Here is an 18,849-nt window from a genome sequence, read left to right as displayed (position 1 = left end):
TGCGTTGAAGATATATAAAAGGGGGCATTGTTAATGGGAAAAGTTCTAAAGGAGAGAAAAGATATAGATCAAGCACTTACTTGGGATTTATCTGCTATTTATGCTACAGATGAAAAATTTCAATCAGCTGTAAAAGAGATGAAAGAGCTTGCTTTGAAGATTGAAAAAGAATATAAAGGTGAATTGAATACAGCAAGCAAGATTAATGAATGTTTAGATGAACTAAGAAAATTATATGAATTTATAGGCCTTACAAGTTCTTATGTAGAGCTTTTAGTTTCAGTGGATTATACAAATAATGAAAATCAGGATAGATATTCTAAAATGATAAATATAATATCCGACATTGAAAGCAGATTAAGTTTTATAAAAAGTGAAATCATCCAAGCTGATGATGAGGTTTTAGATGCTGCAATAAGTGCTTCCAAAGAAAACAGCAATTATTTAAAGGACAAAAAAAGGGAAAAGGCACATGCACTTCATCCAGAAGTAGAAAGAGTATTAGCTGCTTTATCTGGAACTTTGGAGGCACCTTATCAAGTTTATGAGCAAGCTAAGCATGCAGATATGGATTTTAAAGGCTTTACTGTAGATGAAAAAGAATATCCCCTTAGTTATGCACTTTTCGAAAATGAATATGAGTATGAAAGTGATGCAAAGGTGCGCAGGGATGCTTTTAAAGCATTTTCAGATAAATTAAGAGAATATCAATATACTACAGCTGCAGCTTATCAGGTTCAAGTGCAGAAAGAAAAAAATATAGCTGCCTTAAGAGGTTTTGACTCTGTTATAGATAGTTTACTGTTCCCTCAAAAGGTTTATAGCGATTTATATAACAGACAGATAGATCTTATAACTGAGAAACTGGCACCTCATATGAGAAAGTATGCAAAACTCTTAAAGAAAATACACAAACTTGATGAAATGACTTTTGCAGACTTGAAGATTGCAGTGGATCCGGAATATGACCCTAATGTAACTATAGAAGAATCTAAAAAATATATTGAAGACGCTTTGGCTGTATTAGGTGATGATTACTTAAAAATGGTGAAAAAAGCCTACGATGAGAGATGGATTGACTTTGCGCAAAATAAGGGGAAATCCACAGGAGGATTCTGTGCAAGTCCTTATGGAAGTCATTCTTTCATATTACTATCATGGAGTGAAAAGATGGCAGAGGTATTTACCTTAGCTCATGAACTTGGACATGCAGGTCACTTCAGATTATGCAATAAAAGTCAAAATATATTTGATGTAGATGTTTCTATGTATTTCGTAGAAGCACCATCCACCATGAATGAGCTTCTTATGGCAAATTACCTTTTAAAGACTAATAATGATAAAAGGTTTAGAAGATGGGTTTTATCTTCAATGATTGGCCATACTTATTATCATAATTTTGTAACTCATCTTTTGGAAGCAGCTTATCAAAGAGAAGTATACAGAATAATTGATGAAGGAGGAAGCGTTCAGCCTTCAACTCTTAGTAAAATAAAGAAAGAAGTACTTGAAAAGTTCTGGGGAGATGAGGTAAAGATAATTGACGGAGCAGAATTAACCTGGATGAGGCAGCCTCATTATTATATGGGACTTTATTCTTACACTTATAGTGCAGGGCTTACTATAGCAACAGAAGTCAGCAAGAGAATATTAAAAGAAGGACAACAAGCTATAGATGATTGGAAAGCAGTACTTGCAGCAGGTTCAACCAAAACACCGGTAGAACTTGCGAAAATGGCAGGAGTAGATATAACTACAGATAAGCCGCTTCTTGATACTATTGAGTATATTGGCAGCATAATTGATGAGATAGTTAAGCTCACTGAAGAAATTGAAGCGTAACTTCTCCCATTACTTGAAAAATAACAAAAACACCCTGTATGAGAGTGTTTTTGTTATTTTTAGTGATCTATTTAATTAATCCTATTTCTTGTAAGTCCTTTATATTTAGATAAATTACTCTGGTTGCTTTTGTATTAGGGAGAATATTAAGTTTCTGTAGGTCTCTTACATTAAAATAATCTAAATTATTCTCACGCTTTATTCGAAGTCCATCCACATCTGTCTCAATCTGATTTTTGTTTTCTTGCCATTCTGAAGGCCATGTTCCTGAAAAAAGTACTGATCTTACTCCAGTATCGCTATCATATGGGGAATATAGTTTAAAATCATTTATGCTATTTCCAATGCCACAATATATCCCATATTCTTGATCAAGCGTACGCCTATCAATCCATTCACTATTAAGCATATTATCTTCAATCGTATATTTTTTTAGCTTAACTCCATTAACTTTAGCTTCTTTAGTATCGTCAGTTAACCATCCATTAGGTAGCTTTAATCTCAAAAATTCTTGATAATTAGTAACGATTGGATTGGTTTGAAATACAAGATCATTACCATCTTCCTTAATTTCTAAACCATAAATTTTTTGCAATAAATTAGTATTTATTCATCCATCAGATAACTTTGGTGGCAGCGTTTCTAGTTTCTCATACTTAGCCATTATAAGATTATAATCATCACCATCTGAATAATTGCCTAATAAATTTCCTTGTTTATCGTAAGCTTGAAAATATGTTTCTCCATCTACTTCTTTAAAATCAGTTTTTATTTCATATTCAAAATCTGGAGTTAGTGTTACATTATTAATTATTCTAGATTGTCCTGTTTTCTCAAAATACTTTTCCACAAGTCTTTCTGCTTCACAAGAATAAGCCATCCCTTCAAACCATTCTACATAAGTGTTACCAAATACCTTCTCAAACCATTCTTCTGACAGAGTACCCCCACTTACTCCCAACTGACTTTTAATCCAAGTAGCATCTGAGAAAATGTTGTACAATTCTCCTTTAGTATTCCTATGTGTTACACCATTGTATGTCCATGTTACAACTTCATTTAAATTAATTCCTCTCAAATCTTGAGATGAAACACAATAGGAGTTTATATCTCCATAAAAATAAACCCGGAACTTATTTTCATTCGGGTAGCCCTTTAATATCTTATAGCCGCTGAATTGTCCTGTTCCATCAACTGTATAAAGATCACTTGAACTGGCTAATTGACTAGTACTTACTAAGGATATATCTGCTTTTCCATTACCAGACAGATTTTCTCCTGCAGCAAATACATTTGAAGTGCAAAGTAATATTGACGCCACCATAGGTATAGCAATTTTGTTAAACTTGTTCATAAATATCATCCCCCCACATTCCTTATTTCAATAATAACAAATATTGCCATGATATTCAATAATATGTATTATTTTTCAACAATAGCCTTTGTTCATTTATAACTATATTTTAAGATTAAGGTAAAGTATAAAACTTTTATATTATTGCGAGTATCTTTCGAAAATCTTAATAATTTCTAAGGAAGTTCTTTAAAAATATGCTTTAGAATAAAATTATGGAAATTTTAGGGGAGGTTAGCATTATATGAAAGTTATGGTTGCAATACCTGCATACAATGAAGAAAAAAATATTTTTAGAGTTGTTAATGCAGTAAAATTTAATAATCCAGAGGTGGATGTGGTGGTAATCAATGATGGTTCAAGAGACTTAACTGGAGTTGAAGCTCAAAGGGCTGGGGCATTTGTTATAGATCTTCCACAAAACCTTGGTATTGGAGGGGCTGTTCAAACTGGATATATTTATGCAAACAGGAAAGGGTATGATGTTGTAATTCAGGTGGATGGAGACGGACAACACGATCCAAAGGATCTTTCTAGACTGATTGACTCAATTGAAAAGGATGAAGCAGATATGGTTATAGGTTCTAGGTTTGCTGAGAAAACCGACTATGAATCAACTAAAATGAGATGGCTTGGGATTAATTTTTTTTCAAAGCTCGTATCTTTTGTATGCAGAAGTGATTTTTCTGATACCACCTCAGGCTACAGAGCTGTTAATAGAAAGGTTATTAATATTTTCGCCAAATATTATCCTAGAGATTATCCTGAGGTTGAAACAATAGTATATGCTTCCAAAAGGGGAGTAAGGATTAAGGAAATATCAGTTGATATGAAGAAACGGCAAGGAGGAAAATCTTCCATTACACCATTGAAATCAATTTACTACATGATTAAAGTTACATGCGCAATTTTACTTCAACCATAATGAAATGAGGTGTTTTTATGAAACCATACACATATTGTCTCGTGCTTTCTATTTTGTTTTTAATTGGCACATTATATTTCGTTAAAAAAAGGATGCTTGATTTTAAATACAGTATATTTTGGGTTTCAATAAGTTTGACACTTATTATATTTTCTCTTGATATAAATCTTACCGAGGATATGGCAAGGAAAGTTGGAATTTCTTATGCACCAGCTTTTTTATTTGTAACGGGTATTATTTTTCTTTTAATATTGATATTTTATTTAAATTTAGTGATATCGAAAATGCAAAGCAAAATTACATCCCTTACTCAGGAGATAGGAATAATTAAAAGCTGCAGTAATGAAAGTGAGGTTAATAGATGATATACCTAATGCTTTTATTAAATATAATATTCCTTGTTGTAGGGCAGACTTTATGGAAAATTGGACTGTCAGGCATGGATTTGGAATTTACTGTTCGTGGGATTATAAAGATGATAATTAATCCTTACATCTTTGGAGGACTAGCTATATATTCATTAGCCACTATAATATGGTTTTATATTTTATCAAAGGCAGAGTTATCGCTGGTATATCCGCTTCAAAGCCTTTGCTATGTTGCTGCAGCACTAGTTGCTCTTTTAATTTTTAAGGAAAATATACCGCTAACCAGATGGTTTGGAATTGGATTAATTGTATTGGGAGCGTGCTTTGTTTCCATTAAATAGTTAAGCAGGAGGAAAAGTAATGTTTAGTATAAAAAACGAAGATAAATGGGTTAAAATAAGTTTAATTGTTATAATTGCAATATTTTTTATAGTGAATCTATATGCAACTTTAAGATATGGAACTGAAAACTATCTTGGAAGTTTTGAAAAGTTTGATAACGATGATATTAAATATATAAGAAGCGCTTGGGAACTTGCAGACAAAGGACACTTTATTTACAACAGGGTCGATGAGCCAACGGTTTTTATAATGCCTGGACTGCCCTATACATTAGCATTTTTCGTAAAGATATTTGGAAAGTTTGGAGGAATAACCGCATTTCGAATTTTTCAAGCTGTCCTTCAAGCAGCATCAATGTACCTTATATTTTTAATAGGAAGAAAGATTTTTAACAGCAGAGCAGCTATTTTAGGTTGCTTCTTAAATTCATTATATATTGCGGAATACTATGCAACTACAGTTATTTTAACTGAAATACTCTTTAAGTTTTTACTTCTTCTGCTTATATATGTTTCCTTATATGCTATTGAAAAGAAAAATTTGTTATACTATACTATAGGAGGAATTATATGGGGATTTGGATGCCTTGTTAGACCAACACTAGCAGCATATCCAGGCATTGTACTTATTATATGGATAATAAAAAAATATACACTCAAAGATATGGTGAAGTTCACAATGGTTACAACCCTTGCATTTTCAATTGTTATGAGCCCATGGTGGATTAGAAATTATGTGGTTTTTCATAAATTTATACCATTAACACTTTCATCTGGTAATCCCTTTTTACAGGGAACCTATGTCAATTATGATCAAAGCGTTGATTATACTCCATATAAGTCAGGTAAAACAACAATTGAAACAAACCAAAATGAGATCAATGCAGGCTTATATAGACTAAAAACCTATGCAGTCAAAGAACCATTGAAATATGCTTACTGGTATACCATCGGGAAGTCATGGAATCTTTGGAATGCTCCATTCTATTGGAAGGAAATCCTGGGGGTTAGCTTTTATGCTGCAATCATCTTTCATTGGTTGGCTTTAATACTTGCAATAGTTGAAAGTATTAGACTTTTTATAAAAAGGAATAGAGACTTTTTATTTATATTTACCACAGTTTTATTTTTTAATTTAATTTATCTTCCATATTTTACAATGTCAAGATACTCCTATCCAATAATGCCTATGGTGTTCATTATAGCAGGGTATGGAATATATGAATTCATTATAAGGAGGTTGAAGTGTGGAAAAGCAGCGAATTCTAATTGTTGATGACGAAGAAGATATCAGAGATTTACTTGAGATATACCTTGTTAATCAGGGATATTGTGTTATTAAAACTGAGGATGGAATTGAAGCTCTTGATGTGCTTGAGAGAGAAGAGATTGATTTAATAATACTGGATGTCATGATGCCTAAAATGGATGGCATTCAGGCGTGTATGAAAATAAGGAAGGATAAAAATGTTCCTATAATAATGCTCTCCGCAAAGAGCGAGGATATTGATAAAATACTTGGTTTAAATACAGGTGCAGATGATTATGTAACAAAACCATTTAACCCACTTGAGATTGTGGCAAGGGTTAAATCCCAGCTCAGAAGATGTGCAATGATTACTGAACATAAGGAAACAAAATCCGAGGAAATTGAAATCGGAGGACTTAGAATCAATACAGCAACCCATCAGGTTAAAGTAGACGAGGTGGAAATAAAGCTTACTCCAACGGAGTTTTCTATTTTAGAGTTTTTGGCTAGAAACAGGGGACGAGTTTTAAATACTAAGTTAATATATGAGCGTGTTTGGAATGAACCAGCCTATGAATCAGAAAGCACAGTTGCAGTTCATATTAGAAACATAAGAGAGAAGATAGAAATAAATCCTAAGGATCCCAAATATATAAAGGTAGTATGGGGGGTAGGCTATAAAGTTGGCTAGTAATGAGACAGAAAAGGTCATTGTACTAAAGGGTAACACATTAAAAAAAATCTCACTGATAATAAGATTTTTGGTAAGTCTTACTTTGGCTGTGATATTCCCGTTGATATTATCTTATTTTGATATACTATATTATTTTCCATATTCATATAGATGGAGGCTGCTTAATAGCTATTCCATAACTGGATTTATTGTATTTATAGTATGTTTCGTTTTTGGAAATAAAGTTAGGAAAATTAAGAACATATTAATTGGAATTCACAGTGTTAATCAAAAATATATAATGAGAAACATTGGTATGGAAGTGTTTGTAGCCAATGTGATCAGCATTCTGGTAGCAGGTAGTGTATATCTTATTGCATTTAATATTACTGATTGGCATATGTTTATATCCTTACTTTGGGCTGTGCCAGCATACATATTAGTTTTTCATCTTTTAACAAGGAGAAAAATTAAGTACATAAAGGAAATTACAACTGGTATTCAGGAAATTTCTAAGGGTAATTTAGATTTTAAAGTAGCAGAAAGAGGAAATGATGAGTTTAAAATTCTTGCAAAAAACATAAATAAAATGTCAGTAGAATTGAAAAATAAAATTGAAGATGAAAGAAGAGCTGAGCAAACTAAAAATGAACTTATTACTAATGTATCTCATGATTTGAAAACACCGCTTACAACTATCATAGGCTACTTGACTCTTGTTAAGGATAAAAATTATGATGGTGAGGTAACTATGAATGATTATATTGAAAGAGCCTATTTAAAATCGTTAAGACTAAAAAAACTTATTGAGGATTTATTTGAATTTACTAAAATTACCAATGGAGTTATAAGAGTTAATAAAACTACTGTTAACATTGTGGAGCTTATAGACCAGCTTCTTGGAGAAATGTCCATCTTAGCAAAACAAAATAATCTTTCCTTTGAAATAGAGTGTTCAAGCCCTGAAATATATGTAGATGTTGATTCGGATTTGATGGCAAGAACCTTTGAGAATATACTCTCAAATTCAATTAAGTACAGTTACAAAGAATTAAACAGCAAAATATTTGTCTCAATAATTCAAAACAGGGGAAAGGTAATTTTATCATTTGAAAATCAAGGGGACACAATACCAACAGAAGTATTGCCACTGCTTTTTGAAAGGTTTTATAGAGTTGATAAATCAAGAAATTCAAAGATGTCAGGCTCTGGCCTTGGACTTGCTATTGCAAAAAGTATTGTGGAGCTTCATGATGGTACTATAAGTGCAGAATCTGAAGCAAATAGAGTTAAAATAAATGTTGAACTAAATACTTCTTTTACATAAAGAATGTTTATATTGTAAGGAAAAATATTAACTTATTAGGGGATAATTATGGAAATAACTATAATAAAAGAGAATGATATAGGAATTGCTATTGTAAATAGCAGCGAGACTTTGATAACTGATGTTCAATCATCATTGGATTTCATTGGGACAGTAAGATATGAAACAGACTGTGATCGTATAATTTTAAATAAGTCTGCAATATGCGAGGAGTTTTTTAAATTGAAAACACGACTTGCAGGAGAGATTTTGCAAAAGTTTATTAATTATCAAATGAAAATTGCAATAATCGGTGATTTTTCTATGTATTCAAGCAAGAGCTTAAGAGATTTCATCTATGAAAGCAACAAGGGAAAGGATATATTTTTTTTGTCAAGTGAAAAAGAAGCTATTGAAAAATTGAGCGATGCTTAACCTTAAACTAAAAAAGTGAAGTGTAATTTATAAATTCACAGTACATTTAGGGGGGGAATCATGATAAGACAATATAATTTATATCAAATCGATTCATTTACAAAGGAAAAATTCACAGGAAATCCAGCAGGAGTAATAACAAATGCAGATGGATTAACTGATTATGAAATGCAAAAAATAGCTAGAGAACTTAATAATTCTGAGACAGCCTTTATCTTTTCTTCAAATAGCAATGAGTATGATGCTCATATACGTTTTTTTACTCCAACAAATGAAGTGCCAATTTGTGGGCATGCCACTATTGCTGCTCATTATGCCCGTGCTGTTGAAAATGGACTCGATACTTCAAGGGTTTATCATAAAACAGGTGCTGGAATTTTGCCTGTGGATATAATAAAGGAAAATGAGGATTACAAAATTGTTATGACACAGGGGAAAATTGAGTTTGGTACAACTATTGATGGGTCAAATAAAAAAGAACTTCTATCGGCTCTTAATATAACAAATAATGATTTGATGGAAAACTATGAAGTTCAAATTGTATCAACAGGTCATTCTAAGGTTATGATTGGTATAAAAAGCATTGATACTTTAAATACATTAAAGCCAGACTATGATGCACTTTCTAGATTGAGCAAGATTATTAAATGTAATGGATATTATGTTTTTACGATTAATTCACAAGATAGTGATATCTTAATACACGGAAGAATGTTTGCACCTGCAATAGGTATTAATGAGGATCCTGTTACTGGCAATGCCAATGGTCCATTAGGTGCATATCTTGTTCATCATAATCTTGTTAAGCACAATAATTCTTTGTTTAGATTCAAGGCTAAGCAAGGTGAAGCTATAAAACGACCAGGTATTATTGAAGTTGAGGTAAAAATAGAAGATAAAGAACCTGTTGAAGTTAAGGTTTCTGGAAATGCTGTAATAATATTTAAATCCCAATTATTATTAAATGATTAAATCAGAATGAGTGCTTCAAGGAACTTGGTGTTTCATCCAATAAATAAAAAGTATGCGGTTGTAATCCAATATAAGGATACAGCCGCTTTTTTATAGTTAACAATAGATTTTATAGGGCAGATGAATCAAGAAACTCAGAAGTTTCAGGATCAGGATTGGGGCTAGCCATTGCAAAAAGTGTAGTAGAACTGCATAAAGGAAAGATATGGGCGAAAAATGAAGCTGATAAGTTTGTAATCAATATAGAATTAAATTCTAAAATCTTATGTATTTAAATTGTATTATTGCACAAGCTTATAATAATATTACATATTATTATTTAATGGGGTGATACGATGAATAATTTAAAAACAAAAGGATTACTATCTATATTTATTGTATTCATTTTCGCTGCTCAGATGATTTCGTATTCTAATGTTATTGCTTGTGATATTTATAAATCAAATCCTGCAGCTGAGAATAGACAGTTGCTAACTGAAAAAAATTCTAATATTAAATATAAAACTTACGAACCTGTAAAACATGAAGCATTATCAAAACGAGATTTGGATTCAGCTGCAGTTAAAATACCTGTATTAATGTACCATTCAATAAATGTTAAAAGTACAAATAATTTAATAATTACACCACAAGAGTTTGATAAACAGATTAAATGGTTAAAGGATAATGGATTTACTCCCTTATTTTTAGATGAAGTATATTCAATGCTTACTACAGGTAAAGATATACCTCTTAAGCCTGTTGCATTAACATTTGATGATGGCTACGTTGATAACTATACAGAGGCCTATCCAATATTAAAAAAATATAATTTTAAAGCTACTATATTTTTGATAACTGATTCAATTGGGCAACATTCTGTGCTTAATGAAGAACAAATTAGAGAGATGTATGCTAATAATATAGACTTTCAGAGCCATACGGCTTCACATCACGAGTTAAATGTACTTCCATATCAAAAACAACTGGATGAATTAGTACGGTCTAAAGAGGCCTTAAGTAAACTATTGAATAAAAATATAGATTGTATATGTTACCCTGTGGGAAGGTATAATGCAGATACTATAAAAGCAGCGAAAACTGCAGGATATAAAATAGGCTTTACTACTAAACCTGGGCATGCCAAACAATCGGATGGATTATATACACTAACTAGAGTCAGAATGTTCCCTGGCATGGGAATGCAGATCCTAAACAGTAAAAAATAGAAAAATCAGGTCTCCTCTGGTTTTTCTATATATTAAACTCTATTATTGCTTTAAAGAGTATTCCATCTATCTCTGTACTAGGCTTTCCCCCTTAAAGATCATTTTCCACAATTTAATTTATATATTTAATAACAAAAGTGGTAAAAAGGAACGAATTTTTGCATAGGTAAAATTCGTTCCTTTTCTAAGTATTAGGAGATTTATATACTAAAGTATGTAGCAAAAAAAGTACAAGCCCTCACAGTAAGAATGTGCATATGATTGTAAGCATAAATGCTTTAGTCAGAATATATATATATGGAAACTACATGTTTCAAGCATCATTATAATTATAAGAAAGAAGGGATGAAAGTTGGAATCAAATCTTAACAAGAAGTATGGACTAATCACCGCTATTGCTATGGTAGTGGGCATCGTTATCGGAAGCGGTGTGTTTTTTAAAGCAGAAAAGGTACTTGCCGCAACTGGCGGTAACTTGCTGTTAGGTATCCTAGCATGGCTTATCGGTGGCGCAATCATGGTAGTATGTGCGTATACATTTTCCATTATGGCAACCCGTTATGAGTATGTTAATGGTATTGTAGACTATGCAGAGGTTTCAATGGGCAAAAAGTATGGATATTACATCGGGTGGTTTATGTCTACTATCTATTATCCAACCCTTACAGCTGCACTGGCATGGGTTTCAGCTCGCTATACCTGTGTGTTGTTGGATTTTAATATCGTCGGGCCGGAAGCATTAGCAATCACCAGCTTCTATCTGGTAACAAGTTATGCTGTTAATGCATTGTCCCCCGTGCTTGCCGGTAAGTTCCAGGTAGCAGCAACTACAATTAAGCTAGTTCCGCTATTAATCATGGCTGTTGTGGGTACTATAGTGGGATTATCAACCGGTATGACCGTTGCAAACTTTACCACCATAACTAAGCAGGTCAGCACAGGCAATGCTCTGTTTACTGCTGTTGTAGCTACCGCTTTTGCATATGAGGGATGGATTATTGCAACCTCCATAAATGCTGAATTGAAGGAATCTAAGAAAAACCTTCCTAAAGCCCTGGTTATTGGAACGGTTCTTGTAGTTGTTACCTATATACTTTACTATATCGGACTTTCAGGAGCAGTGAGTAACGCAGCCTTGATGGAGAGTGGTCAGAAAGGTGTCAGAATGGCTTTCGAGAAAGTTTTCTCAAAGGTTGGCGGTACTGCGCTGTTCGTGTTCGTTGTAATTTCCTGCCTGGGGACTCTGAATGGTCTCATGCTGGGCTGTACTCGTGGTATATATGCTCTGGCTGCTCGTGATATGGGACCTGCGCCAAACGTATACAAACAGGTAGATAAGGCAACAAATATGCCAACAAACTCTGCTATTCTTGGTTTGCTGTTCTGTGGGATATGGCTCCTTTACTTCTATGGCTCGCAGCTTACCGAGTCATGGTTTGGATTCTTTAACTTCGACATGACAGAGCTTCCTATCGTTACAATTTATGCTGCATATATTCCCATTTTCATTATGCTCATTAAAAAGGAAAAAGATTTGGGTGTTTTCAAGCGTTTTGTAGCTCCTATTCTTGCCATCTGCGGCTGCTTGTTTATGATTGTTGCGGCATGTTTCTCCCATAAGATGGCAGTTGTATGGTATCTTATTACCTTTGCAGTGATTATGTTAATAGGTGTGTTCTTTGACAAGTCAAGGTCTAAGTAATAAGACCTTTTGATTAATTAATCCAGTGGCTCATGGAAAAATGCTATGAGCCACTTATTTTTTTATTTTTGTTATGAGGAAACTTTTGCTTTTTTATCAATTTTATTATGTCATTATTCCCATACTAGATTTATGGCATTTTATTCCATTCGAGATTTTAAAGCTTCAGCCATGGAAATTCTATTTATCTTTCTTCTGCTTAATAACTTTGATAGTTCATAGGTTAAGTATATTATAACAAAACCAACTAAAACATAAATATAATTTATAGTTACGGGGAAGGAGACACTCATATCTTTGGTTATTGATTTAAACATAGCACTTAAGGATGCAAGAAGCAGTGGGACTCCAAGAATATAGCCGATTACTACTATAAAGGAGGAACTGTTTAAAATCAAAGAATAAATTTCCTTCTTTCTGTATCCTAAGACCTTCATTAGAGATATATTTTCCTTATTTTCCTCTATGGTAAGGGAAGTGACAACATATATTACTATAAGTCCAATTATAAAGGAGATAAAAGCTATACCGCCAATAACAGCCTGAAGGGGCTTCGTCATTGTATTAAAGGCATTTCTCATATCATCAACCGTTACAGCAGCTAGTAATTTGTTTTCTGGAATATCTATTCTTTCTGAACTCCATAGTCCAGTATAGCTGCCTGATGGGAATCTCAGCATATCATTAAGTTTATCAAGAGGTATATAAATATAATTACCTACGTAAGTTTCTGCTATACTATCAACTGTTATGCTGTACTCTTTTGAGTCCAGCCTGTTAATAACGCTAACAGTATCCTTTGAATTTATATTAAGCTTATCAGCTAGAGGTCTTGTTATAATAACTTTATCAGATTTCAATACATTTCCTGCTTTATCTTTAAAGGAAATATACTGAGAATTAGGACTTACACCATACACCGTAAAAGTTAGCTTACTATCTGATTTTAATGCAAATGGTATTTCAGAGAAAGCTTCACCTTTTTCAGGTTTACCATTTTCAGCAGAATTAAATACATATTGATAATTATATTTAAATGCTTCACTAAAAGAATCTTTGATTAAGTAGTCCATAGAACTCTTTGCCGCAAAGCCCATTAAAAGCAGCATAGTCGCCATAATAATGCCAAGTAGAAGAAATCCACTTCTTGGTATGCTTCTAAGCAGTTCTCTTATTTTAAACTTGGTATTAAAGCTTAGCTTATGAAGCTTTACTGCCCTTTCTATAAAACTAACTTTATTCTTTTCCTTTCCGCCTCTCATAAGTTCAACAGGTGAATCTTTAAGTGATTTATTTACAACAAAATAGCCGCAGATAATTAAAAAGATTACCGGAAGCAGAACGCTTATTACAAGATAACTTATATTAAAGCTTAAAGAACTTATAGGTATATTAAAGTATGACACATAATAGGAAATCATAGGTCTTAAGGTCATGGTTCCAAGTATAGTTCCAATTACACCATCTAATAATGAGATTACTAAAGGATATAAAAGATAGTGTTTCATAATCTCTTTCTTTCTATAACCTAGTGAATAAAGAGTTCCTATAATAACAGCTTCTCTTTTTAGCATTCTCCACATTACTATACCTGTTAGTATGCAGGTAAGAAGCAGTATACTTATAGGCATAAGTGAGCTCATTTCATCAATCCCATTAAGCTTTGCAGTCATATAGGTTACTCTTGGGTTATCCGTTACGTTCATCCATCTTAGGATAAAAACATCCTCAGTTCTTAAGTAATCCTTAAATTCAGATATTCTATTATCTAAATTATTTCTATCACCATTAAATCTTATAGCATAAAAACTATTTCCTTTATTTAAACTGTCAAAGTCAGCTTTTCCTATTACTGCTATACCAAAACTGTTTGGATCATTAAGTATATCTGATTCTGATTTTAATGGATATATATAATTTGGCAGAGACATAAAGCCAGAAATAGTAAAATTTTTATTATATATTTTTATGCTGTCACCAATCTTTAATTTATTAGCTTTTGCATAGGAGGGATTAATAAGAATATCCCCTCCACTTAGAGTTTTACCTTCAATTATAGCAGGTATATCAACCTTAGTATTTTCTCTGAATATTCTCAGTGTTTTATCCTTTGATATGGAATAATCAACTGATTTTGTTTCCTCTATGCTCATATTGAACTTTGATTCTAAAACTTCAATATTATTTAATTTTTTGCTGGACATAAAGTTGGCATCTTCCTGCTTATAGTCTCCTTCAAAAGAAGATAATAGTCCGGTTAAGTTGACTGAAAGTAAATTAAACATTGTAAAAAGAAGGCAGCTAAAAATAATAAGCAATAAGGAACCAAGGTATTGAGATTTGCTTTCCAGCATGGTTCTTTTAATTTTTTTATTTACAATCATTACCACTCAATCCTTTCCGCAGGCATAGTTGTCTTATTAACCATGCTCTCTACGATTTCCCCACTTCGTACTTTATAAACTTTATTAGCCATAGCACTGATTGCAGTGTTATGTGTTATCATAAGTATGGTTGAGCCAAAATCCTTGTTAATTTTCTGAAGAAGCTTCAATATCTCCCTGGAGGTTGAAAAATCAAGTGCACCGGTTGGCTCATCGCATAATAAAAGCTTTGGATTTTTAACTATTGCTCTTGCAATGGAAACTCTCTGCTGTTCACCACCGCTTAACTCCTTGGGGAATCTATGCTTTTTATCAAGCATACCTACGGCGTTTAAAACCTCATCAGTATTAAGAGGGGATATGCTTATGTTTGAAGCAACCTCTATATTTTCTCCTGCAGTAAGATTAGGTATTAAGTTATAAAACTGAAATATGAAACCCAGTCTTTCTCTTCTGTAGTCTGTGAGCTTGGTATCATTTAATTTAGTAATTTCAATATTGTCTACTGAAACAATACCGGAGTCGCATCTGTCAATTCCACCTATAATATTAAGAAGGGTTGACTTCCCGGAACCGGAAGGGCCAAGTATAATTCCAATCTCACCCTGGTCTAAATTCATTCCTACACCTTTTAAAACTGTAGTAGTTACATCACCTGTCTTATAGCTTTTCTTTAAATTTTCTACTTTTAAAAACATTTACTTTCTCCCACCAAACATTTGATTTTTTATTAGTTCAATCGTGATATTTAGTTTTTGTCATTTAATTCAAAAGGTTCATCAAATATATCTTCTCCTACGTTTTTTCCATTATTCATCATATATTCTCTCAGCTGAATTAAAAGCGTTCTTGAGCTTTCTCACAGGTAATTAAATATAATTATTTATTGACTTTTTCAGAGGATTCTATTAAAATGATAACGAAAATCATTATCAATATAATTATAAAGGAGAATTAACATGGTTTTAATTTATTCATTAATTTTTGCAGCAGTTTTATCATTAGTTTTTACATCAAGTATTAAGAAACATTATTGGTTTTATTACTCATTATCAGGACTAGTAGCTATTAGTACAACTATATACGAAATCTTAAGACTTACTTCTAATATGAAACTTTATGGATTTATTTCTATCCTAGAGAAGGCATCTATAAAGGGTATTATTTCAATATCGTTTTTTGTGTTAGTTATGTTTGCAGGTGCTTTACAAACAAAGTGGGCAATTACAAGAAAATTATTAAGAATTAGAGCTGAATTAGCTATTATAGCTTCTATTCTTTTATTACCACATGGTTTTATATATTTAATTCGTTTTATTATTAAAGCAATGAATGGTTCTTTATCGGTAATATACTTAAGTTATATAATTATTGGAACTATAGGATTTATCATAATGATACCATTATTTATTACTTCATTTAAAAAGATAAGACTTAAAATGAAAGGCCATCAATGGAAGAAATTGCAAAGATGGGCATATCTTTTCTATCTCTTAGCATATCTTCACATTTTAATTATATTAGTGGATAAAGAAAAAATAGATTGGCTAAAATTAATTACTTATACAATAATATTTGGTGGTTATGCAATTTTAAGATTTCTAAAGTCCAAAAATACTAGACAAGCTCAAGTTGTGTCACTATAGATAAACCAAGGTTTAAGAAGTTTATTATATTTTTATATAGTTTGTTACAGCCTGTATACAAATTTTACAAGTATAACTGTATGATAAGAGTAACTCTTATGGATAAAATTAATATAATGATAGCGAAGAAAAATTTTTTAAGGAGAATTCACCATGCTATCTAGAACCGAATTTATAAGACAGTCACTGGAATTACATCTTTTTTTTGCAAGGATTATGAAGGAACACTCATTTTTTTTACAAATAGGTTTTACACCTAAGGATTCAGGGTGTGTAGAACAGGCGAACGCTTTTAGAATAGAGTTCGATAGAATTTTAGCTGATACCATATCTCTTTCTAATGGCGTTGTTAGCCCTAGTGTTTTACAGTCTGGTGAAGTAGTAACACCTTTTACATTAAAAGCTGAAATGGCTTCAGCATATTTTACAGGAGTGAAAATTCCAACTAGCTTGACTAAATCAGAGATGGGATTAACGGGTGATACCTCAATAATAGGTAACCCTGTGATTGAAGAAAAAGTATTTATACTTAATCAGAGAGTCATGGAACTAACTAGAGCATTAGCACAGTTTAAGAGTAAGCTATTATCAGATGTTTTATGCTGTAGGATATTTACAGTTAATTATCCTTTGCTTATAGACCATATTTTAAGAGAAGCAAAATTTTATTTTCAGATAGTAAAAAGACTACAAAATCGTGAAGAAATCAACTTAGAAAGAGAAGCTTATGAACAAGAAACTTTCTGGAACAGAATTATGGCTGAACATTCAAAATTTATTCGTGGGCTTCTTGACCCAACTGAGGAAGAGCTTATAAAGACAGCAAATAACTTTGGAAATGAATTTGATCAGTTGACAAAAGAGGCAAGAGAAGCCATGGATAATTCAATGCTAATTTCAGAAGTTACAGATGAGAGTCTTAAAGCAACTATGGAAATAAAAAAATTTAAGGCACAAGGTACGCAAGGATTGGTAGAATGTAAAATCAAATCCATAATAATACCTTTGTTAGGTGACCATACTTTACGTGAAGCAAATCACTATTTACGTTTATTAAAGATATTTAAAAAAGGTGTATGAAATTTAATTTAGATACATCGTAATTAATAAGTTTATCTATAATATAATATTATGCAATACAAGGTCTGTTTAAATTCATAATAAACAGGCCTTGTGATTTTTAAAATCTAATCAGATAGGCTAATTTAGAATAGATACTGCACTATATATTAGGAGTAATGCCATAAAAGCATTGAAAGGTTTTCTATATTGCATTAAAAATTTCTGAAACAAAGCACCAAAAAGTGCCCAACAAGAGTTTGCTATAAATCCTATAAATGCAAGAAAAATAGAAAATAAAAAGAGTGATAAATTTGTCTTATAGTATGGTATTATAAAACTTGAGGTTACAGTTATGCCATAAATTATCACTTTTGGGTTAATAAACTGCATAGCCATCCCTATAAGAAAAGTGTTCATGCTGTTAGATATGGTATCCTCTGATTGGGGTTTACTTTTTAAAATTTTAACAGCTAAATAAATCATATATGCAAATCCAACAAAATCAACAAACAATTTAATCTTTGGAATGAAGTTAAGCAAAAGCAGATTAAGATAACTAGATAACAATATGATTATTCCAAAACCAGTAGTGACACCTAAAACAAATTTAAAGGTTTTTTTATATCCAAAATTACTACCATTGGACATAGCCATAATATTATTTGGTCCTGGTGTAAAATTGGAAACAAACACATAGGATAAAAATGCGGTTAAACTAAACATCATTGTAATCCCTCTTAAATAAAATAAATATTTTGTGCAATATAATTATACGATATGTACGTTATAATGCACAAGAGGAGATGAAAGTATTTTGGAAAATTTAAATATAATATTAGCCACAAATTTGAAACAGATTCGAGAGGATAGAAAATTGAGTCTTGATAATTTAGCACAAATTACTGGTGTAAGTAAGAGTATGCTAGGTCAGATTGAAAGAGGTGAATCAAATCCAACAATTACTACTGCTTGGAAAATAGCTAATGGACTAAAAATATCATTTACTGAATTAATAAAATCCACTCAGGAAAATGCTGTAGTTATTCAGAAAGAAAGTATTAAACCATTAGTTGAAGACAGTGGGAAATATAAGGGTTATCCATTTTTTCCTTATGAAAGTGAAAGGTAATTTGAGATGTATACTGTTGAAATAGAAGAGGGTGGTTATTTAAGTGCAGATTCACATAGAGAAGGTACAGAAGAATTTATAACCGTCTTTGATGGTGAATTAACTATTCGAGTGAATAATGAAGAATTCACGATAAAGGAAGGGGATTCTATAAGGCTAAAAGCTGACAAACCTCACATATATCATAATTCAGGTGATAAATTAACAAGAATTAGTATGGTTATTTATTATTCAAGATTTTATAACAAATAGT

20 protein-coding genes and 1 pseudogene are annotated in these 18,849 nt (G+C 31.9%); 16 read left to right on the top strand and 5 right to left on the bottom strand.

What is annotated here, in order from left to right; translation table 11 throughout:
* Positions 1-33: 33 nt before the first annotated feature.
* Positions 34-1,842: an oligoendopeptidase F gene (gene pepF, locus CRN98_RS01460; RefSeq protein WP_097025635.1), complete on the top strand. Its 1,809-nt coding sequence runs from the start codon at positions 34-36 to the stop codon at positions 1,840-1,842.
* 67 nt (positions 1,843-1,909) lie between these two features.
* On the opposite strand, the gene CRN98_RS01455 is transcribed toward pepF, so the two are convergent.
* Positions 1,910-2,437 carry a hypothetical protein gene (locus tag CRN98_RS01455; RefSeq protein ID WP_097025634.1) on the bottom strand — a complete coding sequence of 176 codons (528 nt, stop codon included), beginning with the start codon at positions 2,435-2,437 and terminating at the stop codon, positions 1,910-1,912.
* A 15-nt stretch (positions 2,438-2,452) separates the two neighbouring features.
* Complete coding sequence (locus CRN98_RS01450; RefSeq protein WP_097025633.1) at positions 2,453-3,196, bottom strand: hypothetical protein; 744 nt, start codon at positions 3,194-3,196, stop codon at positions 2,453-2,455.
* 244 nt (positions 3,197-3,440) lie between these two features.
* Here CRN98_RS01450 and CRN98_RS01445 point away from each other — a divergent pair, with 244 nt between their 5' ends.
* The 11 genes and pseudogenes from CRN98_RS01445 to CRN98_RS01395 all read left to right on the top strand — a co-directional run bounded on the left by CRN98_RS01445 (position 3,441) and on the right by CRN98_RS01395 (position 12,375).
* Positions 3,441-4,121, top strand: coding sequence for a glycosyltransferase family 2 protein (locus tag CRN98_RS01445; protein ID WP_097025632.1), 681 nt, complete (start codon positions 3,441-3,443; stop codon positions 4,119-4,121).
* Positions 4,122-4,138: 17 nt separating this feature from the next.
* Complete coding sequence (locus tag CRN98_RS01440; RefSeq protein ID WP_097025631.1) at positions 4,139-4,486, top strand: DUF2304 domain-containing protein; 348 nt, start codon at positions 4,139-4,141, stop codon at positions 4,484-4,486.
* Positions 4,483-4,830: a DMT family transporter gene (locus CRN98_RS01435; protein WP_097025630.1), complete on the top strand. Its 348-nt coding sequence runs from the start codon at positions 4,483-4,485 to the stop codon at positions 4,828-4,830. Before CRN98_RS01440 ends, CRN98_RS01435 begins: the two co-directional genes overlap by 4 nt.
* Positions 4,831-4,849: 19 nt before the next feature.
* A complete protein-coding gene (locus CRN98_RS01430) occupies positions 4,850-6,106 on the top strand; it encodes an ArnT family glycosyltransferase (protein WP_097025629.1) in 1,257 nt (418 codons plus the stop codon).
* The gene (locus CRN98_RS01425; protein WP_097025628.1) at positions 6,078-6,770 is read left to right on the top strand and encodes a response regulator transcription factor; all 693 of its coding nucleotides are present in this window, start codon (positions 6,078-6,080) and stop codon (positions 6,768-6,770) included. Before CRN98_RS01430 ends, CRN98_RS01425 begins: the two co-directional genes overlap by 29 nt.
* Positions 6,763-8,079 (top strand): sensor histidine kinase, encoded by a 1,317-nt coding sequence (locus tag CRN98_RS01420; protein ID WP_242960769.1) that lies wholly within the window; start codon positions 6,763-6,765, stop codon positions 8,077-8,079. Before CRN98_RS01425 ends, CRN98_RS01420 begins: the two co-directional genes overlap by 8 nt.
* A gap of 48 nt (positions 8,080-8,127) precedes the next feature.
* Complete coding sequence (locus tag CRN98_RS01415; protein WP_097025627.1) at positions 8,128-8,493, top strand: DUF4180 domain-containing protein; 366 nt, start codon at positions 8,128-8,130, stop codon at positions 8,491-8,493.
* Positions 8,494-8,553: 60 nt separating this feature from the next.
* Complete coding sequence (locus CRN98_RS01410) at positions 8,554-9,465, top strand: PhzF family isomerase (protein ID WP_097025626.1); 912 nt, start codon at positions 8,554-8,556, stop codon at positions 9,463-9,465.
* A 104-nt stretch (positions 9,466-9,569) separates the two neighbouring features.
* Positions 9,570-9,740: pseudogene (locus CRN98_RS01405) on the top strand (ATP-binding protein); the annotation flags it as partial.
* A 60-nt stretch (positions 9,741-9,800) separates the two neighbouring features.
* Positions 9,801-10,673, top strand: coding sequence for a polysaccharide deacetylase family protein (locus CRN98_RS01400; protein ID WP_097025624.1), 873 nt, complete (start codon positions 9,801-9,803; stop codon positions 10,671-10,673).
* Between the two features lie 352 nt (positions 10,674-11,025).
* Positions 11,026-12,375, top strand: coding sequence for an APC family permease (locus tag CRN98_RS01395; RefSeq protein WP_097025623.1), 1,350 nt, complete (start codon positions 11,026-11,028; stop codon positions 12,373-12,375).
* 140 nt (positions 12,376-12,515) lie between these two features.
* Here the strand turns inward: CRN98_RS01395 and CRN98_RS01390 are convergent, their stop codons facing one another.
* Together CRN98_RS01390 and CRN98_RS01385 are read right to left on the bottom strand one after the other, a co-directional pair.
* Positions 12,516-14,759: an ABC transporter permease gene (locus CRN98_RS01390; protein WP_097025622.1), complete on the bottom strand. Its 2,244-nt coding sequence runs from the start codon at positions 14,757-14,759 to the stop codon at positions 12,516-12,518.
* The gene (locus CRN98_RS01385; protein WP_097025621.1) at positions 14,759-15,457 is read right to left on the bottom strand and encodes an ABC transporter ATP-binding protein; all 699 of its coding nucleotides are present in this window, start codon (positions 15,455-15,457) and stop codon (positions 14,759-14,761) included. Before CRN98_RS01385 ends, CRN98_RS01390 begins: the two co-directional genes overlap by 1 nt.
* Positions 15,458-15,718: 261 nt before the next feature.
* Between CRN98_RS01385 and CRN98_RS01380 the strand changes: the two genes are divergently transcribed.
* On the top strand, positions 15,719-16,405 hold the full coding sequence (locus tag CRN98_RS01380) for a ferric reductase-like transmembrane domain-containing protein (protein ID WP_097025620.1): 687 nt from the start codon (positions 15,719-15,721) through the stop codon (positions 16,403-16,405).
* A gap of 153 nt (positions 16,406-16,558) precedes the next feature.
* Positions 16,559-17,485, top strand: a complete 927-nt coding sequence (locus tag CRN98_RS01375; protein WP_097025619.1) for a DUF2935 domain-containing protein — start codon at positions 16,559-16,561, stop codon at positions 17,483-17,485.
* A 120-nt stretch (positions 17,486-17,605) separates the two neighbouring features.
* On the opposite strand, the gene CRN98_RS01370 is transcribed toward CRN98_RS01375, so the two are convergent.
* Positions 17,606-18,193, bottom strand: coding sequence for a LysE family transporter (locus CRN98_RS01370; protein ID WP_242960767.1), 588 nt, complete (start codon positions 18,191-18,193; stop codon positions 17,606-17,608).
* An 88-nt stretch (positions 18,194-18,281) separates the two neighbouring features.
* On the opposite strand from CRN98_RS01370, the gene CRN98_RS18225 reads away from it, so the two are divergent.
* On the top strand, positions 18,282-18,596 hold the full coding sequence (locus tag CRN98_RS18225; protein WP_479723512.1) for a helix-turn-helix domain-containing protein: 315 nt from the start codon (positions 18,282-18,284) through the stop codon (positions 18,594-18,596).
* A gap of 6 nt (positions 18,597-18,602) precedes the next feature.
* Entirely contained in the window at positions 18,603-18,848 is a 246-nt protein-coding gene (locus CRN98_RS18220) for a cupin domain-containing protein (RefSeq protein WP_479723511.1), read from the top strand.
* The last annotated feature ends 1 nt before the right edge of the window (position 18,849 follow it).

The organism is Clostridium peptidivorans, from assembly GCF_900205925.1.
In the GTDB taxonomy this organism is placed as follows: domain Bacteria; phylum Bacillota; class Clostridia; order Clostridiales; family Clostridiaceae; genus Clostridium_AK; species Clostridium_AK peptidivorans.
Note: the sequence above shows the minus strand (reverse complement) of the source record. Positions and strands in the feature narration are given on the sequence as shown.